Source organism: Flavobacterium sp. (genome assembly GCF_044376915.1).
GTDB lineage: Bacteria > Bacteroidota > Bacteroidia > Flavobacteriales > Flavobacteriaceae > Flavobacterium.
The window spans coordinates 1-6572 of record NZ_JBILKB010000090.1 but is presented as its reverse complement, the minus strand read 5'-3'; the positions used below and the strand labels follow the sequence as shown (position 1 = coordinate 6572).

The 6572-nt window shown below is 37.0% G+C and carries 9 protein-coding genes; 4 read left to right on the top strand and 5 right to left on the bottom strand.

Annotated elements, in window-relative coordinates:
• Window positions 1–575, bottom strand: a 575-nt coding sequence (locus ACIQ6Z_RS08585) for an ABC transporter ATP-binding protein (protein WP_396210484.1), incomplete at its 3' end; no start/stop codon positions are given.
• A gap of 147 nt (window positions 576–722) precedes the next feature.
• Here ACIQ6Z_RS08585 and msrA point away from each other — a divergent pair.
• Both msrA and folE read left to right on the top strand, forming a co-directional pair.
• The gene (msrA, locus tag ACIQ6Z_RS08580; protein WP_396210483.1) at window positions 723–1376 is read left to right on the top strand and encodes a peptide-methionine (S)-S-oxide reductase MsrA; all 654 of its coding nucleotides are present in this window, start codon (window positions 723–725) and stop codon (window positions 1374–1376) included.
• 13 nt (window positions 1377–1389) lie between these two features.
• Entirely contained in the window at window positions 1390–2061 is a 672-nt protein-coding gene (gene folE, locus ACIQ6Z_RS08575; protein ID WP_396210482.1) for a GTP cyclohydrolase I FolE, read from the top strand.
• Here folE and ACIQ6Z_RS08570 read toward each other — a convergent pair whose 3' ends face one another.
• The 4 genes from ACIQ6Z_RS08570 to ACIQ6Z_RS08555 form a co-directional block, all read right to left on the bottom strand.
• Complete coding sequence (locus ACIQ6Z_RS08570) at window positions 2062–2394, bottom strand: DUF6787 family protein (protein WP_396210481.1); 333 nt, start codon at window positions 2392–2394, stop codon at window positions 2062–2064. It lies immediately after the preceding gene.
• A gap of 85 nt (window positions 2395–2479) precedes the next feature.
• On the bottom strand, window positions 2480–3436 hold the full coding sequence (locus tag ACIQ6Z_RS08565; RefSeq protein WP_396210480.1) for a D-2-hydroxyacid dehydrogenase: 957 nt from the start codon (window positions 3434–3436) through the stop codon (window positions 2480–2482).
• Between the two features lie 21 nt (window positions 3437–3457).
• Complete coding sequence (gene serC, locus ACIQ6Z_RS08560; protein WP_396210479.1) at window positions 3458–4528, bottom strand: 3-phosphoserine/phosphohydroxythreonine transaminase; 1071 nt, start codon at window positions 4526–4528, stop codon at window positions 3458–3460.
• Between the two features lie 145 nt (window positions 4529–4673).
• Entirely contained in the window at window positions 4674–5732 is a 1059-nt protein-coding gene (locus tag ACIQ6Z_RS08555; protein WP_396210478.1) for an acyl-CoA reductase, read from the bottom strand.
• Window positions 5733–5845: 113 nt separating this feature from the next.
• On the opposite strand from ACIQ6Z_RS08555, the gene ACIQ6Z_RS08550 reads away from it, so the two are divergent.
• Both ACIQ6Z_RS08550 and ACIQ6Z_RS08545 read left to right on the top strand, forming a co-directional pair.
• Complete coding sequence (locus ACIQ6Z_RS08550) at window positions 5846–6196, top strand: 4Fe-4S dicluster domain-containing protein (protein ID WP_396210477.1); 351 nt, start codon at window positions 5846–5848, stop codon at window positions 6194–6196.
• Window positions 6197–6348: 152 nt separating this feature from the next.
• Window positions 6349–6572, top strand: a 224-nt coding sequence (locus ACIQ6Z_RS08545; RefSeq protein ID WP_396210476.1) for a GTPase, incomplete at its 3' end; no start/stop codon positions are given.

Sequence of the window (6572 nt, the reverse complement as noted above, 5' to 3'; positions counted from 1 at the left end):
TGGCCAAATTCATCACGCAGTTTAAAAAACAATTCGTGTAAATTTTGGGCCGAAGTTTTATCCAAGTTGCCTGAAGGTTCATCGGCAAACAACACGGCAGGTTTGTTAATTAAGGCACGTGCTACAGCCACACGCTGTTGCTCGCCACCGGAAAGTTCGCTGGGTTTGTGCTGTATGCGATCGGCTAATCCCAAATACGATAATAAGTGTTTGGCTTCGGCTTCAACCGTTGCTTTGTCTCGTTTTGCAATAAATCCAGGAATGCACACATTTTCTAGGGCTGTGAATTCGGGAAGCAATTGGTGGAATTGAAAAATAAATCCCAAATGCAAGTTTCTAAATTTAGACAAGGAAACATCATTCAAATCCAAAACCGATTGCCCGTTGATTTCCAATACGGTATCGTGCTGCTTTTGAGGTTGATCTAAGGTGCCTAAAATTTGCAATAACGTGGTTTTACCAGCTCCAGAGGCGCCTACAATAGATACAATTTCTCCTTTACGGATTTGCAAATCAACGCCTTTCAATACATGTAAGGAGTCGTAATTTTTATGTAGATTTTTTGCCCGGATCATGCCTTTAGATTTTCACAAAGAAACGAAGTTTTTCAACGAATAAAAAATCATTTTTTATTCCTTTCAAACCTTTTAATATATAAAGTTACGTTAAAATGATTTTTTTGTTTATTATTTTATTACTTTTGTTAAACAAAATTATAATTTATGAACAGTATATTGCCTTCGTCTCTACTTAGTTTTTGCATGACAATTGTTTCTTGTGTGGCCAAAGAGTCTCCACAACAGGGGAGTGGTGCTAGTCCAACTTTGGTAGGAAATGATAGTAAAGATATGGAAATAGCTACATTTGCAGGCGGTTGTTTTTGGTGTACCGAGGCCATTTTTTTGGAAATTAAAGGGGTAAAGAAAGTTGTTTCGGGCTATATAGGTGGAACGACTTTAAATCCAACGTACAAAGAAATATGTACAGGTACTACTGGCCATGCCGAAGCGATTCAAATTACCTTTGATCCAAGTGAAGTGGCTTACGAAGATTTATTAGAGGTGTTTTTTGGTACGCACGATCCCACAACATTAAACCGTCAAGGTGCCGATGTGGGAACCCAATATCGTAGTGCTATTTTTTACCATTCGGAAGACCAAATGAACAAGGCTCAAAATTATATTGTACTCCTAGCTAAAGAAAAATTGTACGATCGCGAAATCGTAACCAAAGTAACGCCGGCATCAAAATTTTATGCTGCGGAAGATTACCATCAAAATTATTACAATCAGAATGCTTTTCAAGGGTATTGCCAAATGGTGATTGCACCTAAATTAGAAAAATTACGCCAATATTATTCATCGAAATTAAAATAAACCCAAACGGATTATGAAAACGACACTAGAAAAAGAAATTTTTGACATCATTGGAGATAACCACCAAATGACTTCTGCTGAAACACCTTTGCGCCCGGATGCCTTTGATAAATCGGAAGCGGAGAAGATGGAAGTGATTGCCAAGCATTTTGAAATCATTATGAAAGAACTGGGTTTGGACTTAACCGATGACAGTTTGCAAGGTACGCCACACCGTGTGGCCAAAATGTATGTGCAAGAAATTTTTTCGGGACTTAATCCGGCCTACAAACCCAAAGTATCGGTTTTTGATAACTCGTATCATTATGATAAAATGTTGGTAGAGGCGAACATTAGTTTTAATTCGACTTGCGAACATCATTTTTTACCTATCGTTGGAAAAGCGCATATTGGGTATGTTTCTTCAGGTAAAGTAATTGGTTTGTCCAAATTGAATCGTATTGTAGATTACTATGCTCGTCGTCCACAAGTACAAGAGCGTATGATCATGCAAATATTCAATGAATTGAAATCGGTTCTCGAAACTGATAACGTCATGATTGTGGTAGAAGCGACACATTTATGTGTTTCCAGTCGCGGTATTAAAGACGAAAGCAGTTACACGTCTACTTTACAATATGGTGGTGTTTTTAATCAAAAAGAATTCAGAGACGATTTTTACAAAATGATTCACAAAAACCAGTAATTAGTTTTGTTTGTTCAGTTTTGCGTCGATATAACGCGCAATAAAGCCTAATTTTAAACGTACTAACATCTTTTTTTCAAAATTCCAGAAAAAAGAAAATTGGCCAAAAATAGCACCAATGAAAACAAGCAGTACCTGATAGATTGGAAAAATAAGGACCAAGCGCATCACTCGGTACAGCCAATGCGGTTGAAATGTCTCCGTAATGCCAAAAAGCATTAGAAATGGTTTTGCTAATTGCAAAGAGCTAAATCCTGTAATAGCAAATACCAAAAGAATAACACCAACTTGCTTGTTACTAGTTACGTTCCAACGTTCTTTCAATTTCTTCATTAGTAATGTGGTTGTTTTTGATTCGATAAAGATAAAAAAAGCACCGATATTTTCGGTGCTTTTTTACATATAGCAAGGAGTAGTCTTACTTATTTTTCAACAAGCTGATGATTTGTTCCGCTAATTCTGTTCCAATACGATCTTGTGCTTCTTCGGTAGCAGCGCCAATATGTGGGGTTAACGAAATTTTTGGATGCATTAAGATTTGAATTTCTGGTGTTGGTTCGTTCTCAAAAACATCCAAACCAGCAAATAAAACTTTGCCATTGTCTAAGGCTTCAATCAATGCTACTTCGTTAATTACACCACCGCGTGCACAGTTTATAATACCTACATGATCTTTCATCAATTCCAATTGGGCTTTGTCAATTACATATCCGTCTTGTGCCGGAACGTGTAAAGTGATAAAATCAGCGTATTTAAAGATATTTTCCAAAGGTTCGGTAACAATGTCAACAGTAATGGATTGTCCGTTGTAAAAATCAACACGAATAGCTGCTTGATTGACAAATTTATCGGCTGCAATCACTTTCATGCCCAATCCCAAAGCCATTTTTGCTACGGCTTGTCCAATGCGACCAAAACCAACAATTCCTATGGTTTTACCACGAAGTTCGATTCCATTTGCATATGCTTTTTTCAATCCATCAAAGTTGGTATCTCCTTCTAAGGGCATGTTTCGGTTGGCATCGTGTAAAAAACGTACTCCAGTGAACAAATGCGCAAAAACCAATTCGGCCACACTTTCTGAGGAAGAAGCAGGTGTGTTGATAACGTGCAACCCTTTGCTGCGCGCATAATCAACATCAATGTTGTCCATTCCAACACCACCACGACCAATAATTTTTAATCCCGGACATGCGTCAATAATATCTTGGCGTACTTTTGTAGCGCTTCGAACCAAGATTACTTTTACATCGTGTGTGTTGATATAATTGGCAACTTGCTCTTGCGCCACTTTTGTAGTAATTACTTCAAATCCGCCTTTTTCTAGCGCTTGGATACCACTTTTTGAAATTCCGTCGTTTGCTAAAACTTTCATTGTATATTTTTTTCTATTGATCTATATTTTATTTTCCAAATCTTGCATTACGGCGACTAAGACTTCTACACTTTCTAAAGGAAGCGCATTGTACATAGAAGCACGGTAACCACCTACAGAACGATGTCCTGCCAAACCAGAAATACCCGCAGCTTTCCATAGTGCGTCAAATGTTTCTTGGTGGGCTTCGTTTACCAATAAAAAGGTAGCATTCATATGACTTCTGTCGTCTATAGCTGCCGTTCCTTTAAATAAAGGGTTACGGTCTATTTCGGCATATAATAAGGCTGCTTTAGCTTGATTGATTTTTTCAATTGCCGCAATTCCTCCTAATTTTTTCAACCATTGTAGGGTTAAAAGTGACGCATATATTGGAAATACAGGAGGTGTATTGTACATGCTTTCTTTGGCAACATGTTGTTGATAATCCAACATACTCGGAATACTTCTTCCAGTTTTACCTAAAATTTCTTCTTTCACAACAACCAAAGTAGTTCCGGCCGGACCCATATTTTTTTGAGCGCCTGCATAGATCAAATCAAACTGTGAAAAATCGATAACGCGTGAAAAAATATCCGAACTCATATCACAGACTAAGGGTACATTAGTCTTTGGAAAGGATTGCATTTGGGTACCAAAAATCGTATTGTTGCTGGTGCAGTGAAAATAAGAGGCATCGGAAGGAATGGTATAGTCTTTCGGGATGTGATTGTAGTTTTCTGATTTTGACGAACCTACAACCACAGTTTCTCCAAAATGTTTGGCTTCTTTAATAGCACTGTTGGCCCATGTTCCAGTATCTAAATAGGCTGCCTTACCGTCAATTTTCATTAAATTGTAAGGAACCATTAAAAATTCTAAACTCGCACCACCTGCTAAAAACAACGCTTGGTATCCTTTACCTTCCAAACCTAAAAGTTCTAAGACTAAAGCTCGTGCTTCGTCCATTACGGCTACAAAATCTTTGCTTCGGTGCGAAATTTCTAAAAGGGATAAGCCTGAATGGTTAAAATCTAAAATGGCTTGCGCCGATTGTTGAAAAACTTCTTGAGGAAGAATACAAGGACCTGCGCTGTAGTTGTGTTTTTTCATGGTATGGTTTGTAGTTAGGTGGGTGTTTTTTAAAAAAGCAAATTTCGGAAATCGCAATTAAAAATCGCGTTATAATTTCATAATAATTCGACCATGTTATTAACGAAAACGTTATATATTTTAGTAAAAAATTACAATTCTGTAATTATATATTTGATAAAAAATGCAAGGTGTCTACATTATCAGCATAATCCCATAGCTTTGGTTGTTGGGTTTGCCCAAAGGGAATGCTGTTTTCTATCAAATTATTGGAAACGACACATTGGATCTGATCGGCCTCTTGATGCAGTTTTGTGGTAACGGCTTGGATGTCATCATAATACTCATAAAACACCGAAGAGATAGGGGAGGCATAACTGCTGTCTTCTTTAATGGTTAAAAACTCATTATCCAATAATTGAAAATTACTCATTAAAAAAACGGCTTTGTTGTAATCGTAGTTGTTGGCATATTTCTCGTACTGAATCACGTCACGGTATTCGTAAATGGCCTTGAAGAAAGAATCGAATTGGTATCCTTTTGGTACAAAAAGTTTTGAAACGTTTCGACAACCCAATCCAAAATAACGAAAAATATCTTCTCCCAATCCCACTAATTCCTCATGCGTTTCCTTGCCGTCAAGTACGGAAACCGAATTTCTATTTTTTCGAATGATACTCGGACAGTCTTTGAAATAATATTCAAAATAGCGCGCTGTATTGTTGCTTCCTGTAGCAATTATCGCATCAAAACCTTCTAATTTTCCTTCCACAAACGTTATTTTTTCGTTAAGTTGTGGTTGCAGTGCGATCAGGTATTTGGTCAAAAATCGGATGAGATGTTGGTCGTTTGAAGAGGTTTTAATGGCAACAGCATGACCCGAAATCAATACTGAAAGAAAATCATGAAATCCAACTAAAGGAATATTTCCAGCTAAAATTAATCCTACTTTTTTGGGACTTGTATTGGAAAAATTATAAGGTGAAAGCCACTGATTTAGATTGGTTTCGGTCAGTGCAGCGGCCCAGGATTGTAAACTAAAATAAACTTGTTCGGGGGTAAACCAACCGTTGTGCGATTGCGACAATTCAATTAATGTTATGAAATCATCATAGAAGGCATCGTTTTGTAATACCGAAGCATCTTTTGTGTTTTGGGCTAGAGAAAATTGGCGTAAAAAATTCCCCAATTCAACAAAACTCGATTTAATTTCATTTTGTAACATTTGTAACTTGTATATATGTGGTTTACATTGTAATTTTGCACAAATATAGTAAGTAAAAGGCATTAGCCAAAAGTTTGAAACAATTAAACTTTGAAACCAATAAAACGAATAAAATGGCAATTATTATAACGGATGAATGTATCAATTGCGGGGCTTGTGAACCCGAGTGTCCCAATACTGCAATTTATGAAGGAGCCGATGATTGGCGCTATAAAGACGGTACGAAATTAAAAGGTAAAATTGTATTACCCGATGGTTCTGAAGTAGATGCTGATGCGGCACAAACACCACTGTCTGACGATATCTATTATATAGTACCCGGTAAATGTACCGAATGTAAAGGATTCCATGAAGAACCTCAATGTGCGGCGGTTTGTCCGGTAGATTGTTGTGTTCCCGATGATAACCATGTAGAAAGCGAAGAAACTTTGTTGAATCGACAGTCGTTTTTGCATAATGAATAAAACAAGTCCCGATGTAAATCGGGATTTTTTTTGTCTTTTTTGATTTTAGTAATATTTTCAATTAATAGCAGTATATTTGCACACTTTTAAAAATTACATTAAGAATGAAACGCTTTGCGTTACATATCACTTAAAAAAAATATCAGATAGATATGAAAGCAGGAATTGTAGGATTACCAAACGTTGGAAAATCGACCTTATTTAATTGTTTGTCAAACGCTAAAGCGCAAAGTGCTAACTTTCCGTTTTGTACCATTGAGCCTAATATAGGTGTGGTAAATGTTCCCGATCCACGTATTGCACGTTTAGAGGAATTGGTAAAACCAGAGCGTGTACAAATGGCAACTGTCGATATCGTAGATATTGCTGGATTGGT

Bases quoted from the DNA above. Each gene is read 5' to 3' on its own strand.
- serC (WP_396210479.1), bottom strand. From the start codon at position 4,528: ATGAAAAAACACAACTACAGCGCAGGTCCTTGTATTCTTCCTCAAGAA.
- ACIQ6Z_RS08555 (WP_396210478.1), bottom strand. From the start codon at position 5,732: ATGTTACAAAATGAAATTAAATCGAGTTTTGTTGAATTGGGGAATTTT.
- msrA (WP_396210483.1), top strand. From the start codon at position 723: ATGAACAGTATATTGCCTTCGTCTCTACTTAGTTTTTGCATGACAATT.
- ACIQ6Z_RS08550 (WP_396210477.1), top strand. From the start codon at position 5,846: ATGGCAATTATTATAACGGATGAATGTATCAATTGCGGGGCTTGTGAA.
- ACIQ6Z_RS08570 (WP_396210481.1), bottom strand. From the start codon at position 2,394: ATGAAGAAATTGAAAGAACGTTGGAACGTAACTAGTAACAAGCAAGTT.
- ACIQ6Z_RS08565 (WP_396210480.1), bottom strand. From the start codon at position 3,436: ATGAAAGTTTTAGCAAACGACGGAATTTCAAAAAGTGGTATCCAAGCG.
- folE (WP_396210482.1), top strand. From the start codon at position 1,390: ATGAAAACGACACTAGAAAAAGAAATTTTTGACATCATTGGAGATAAC.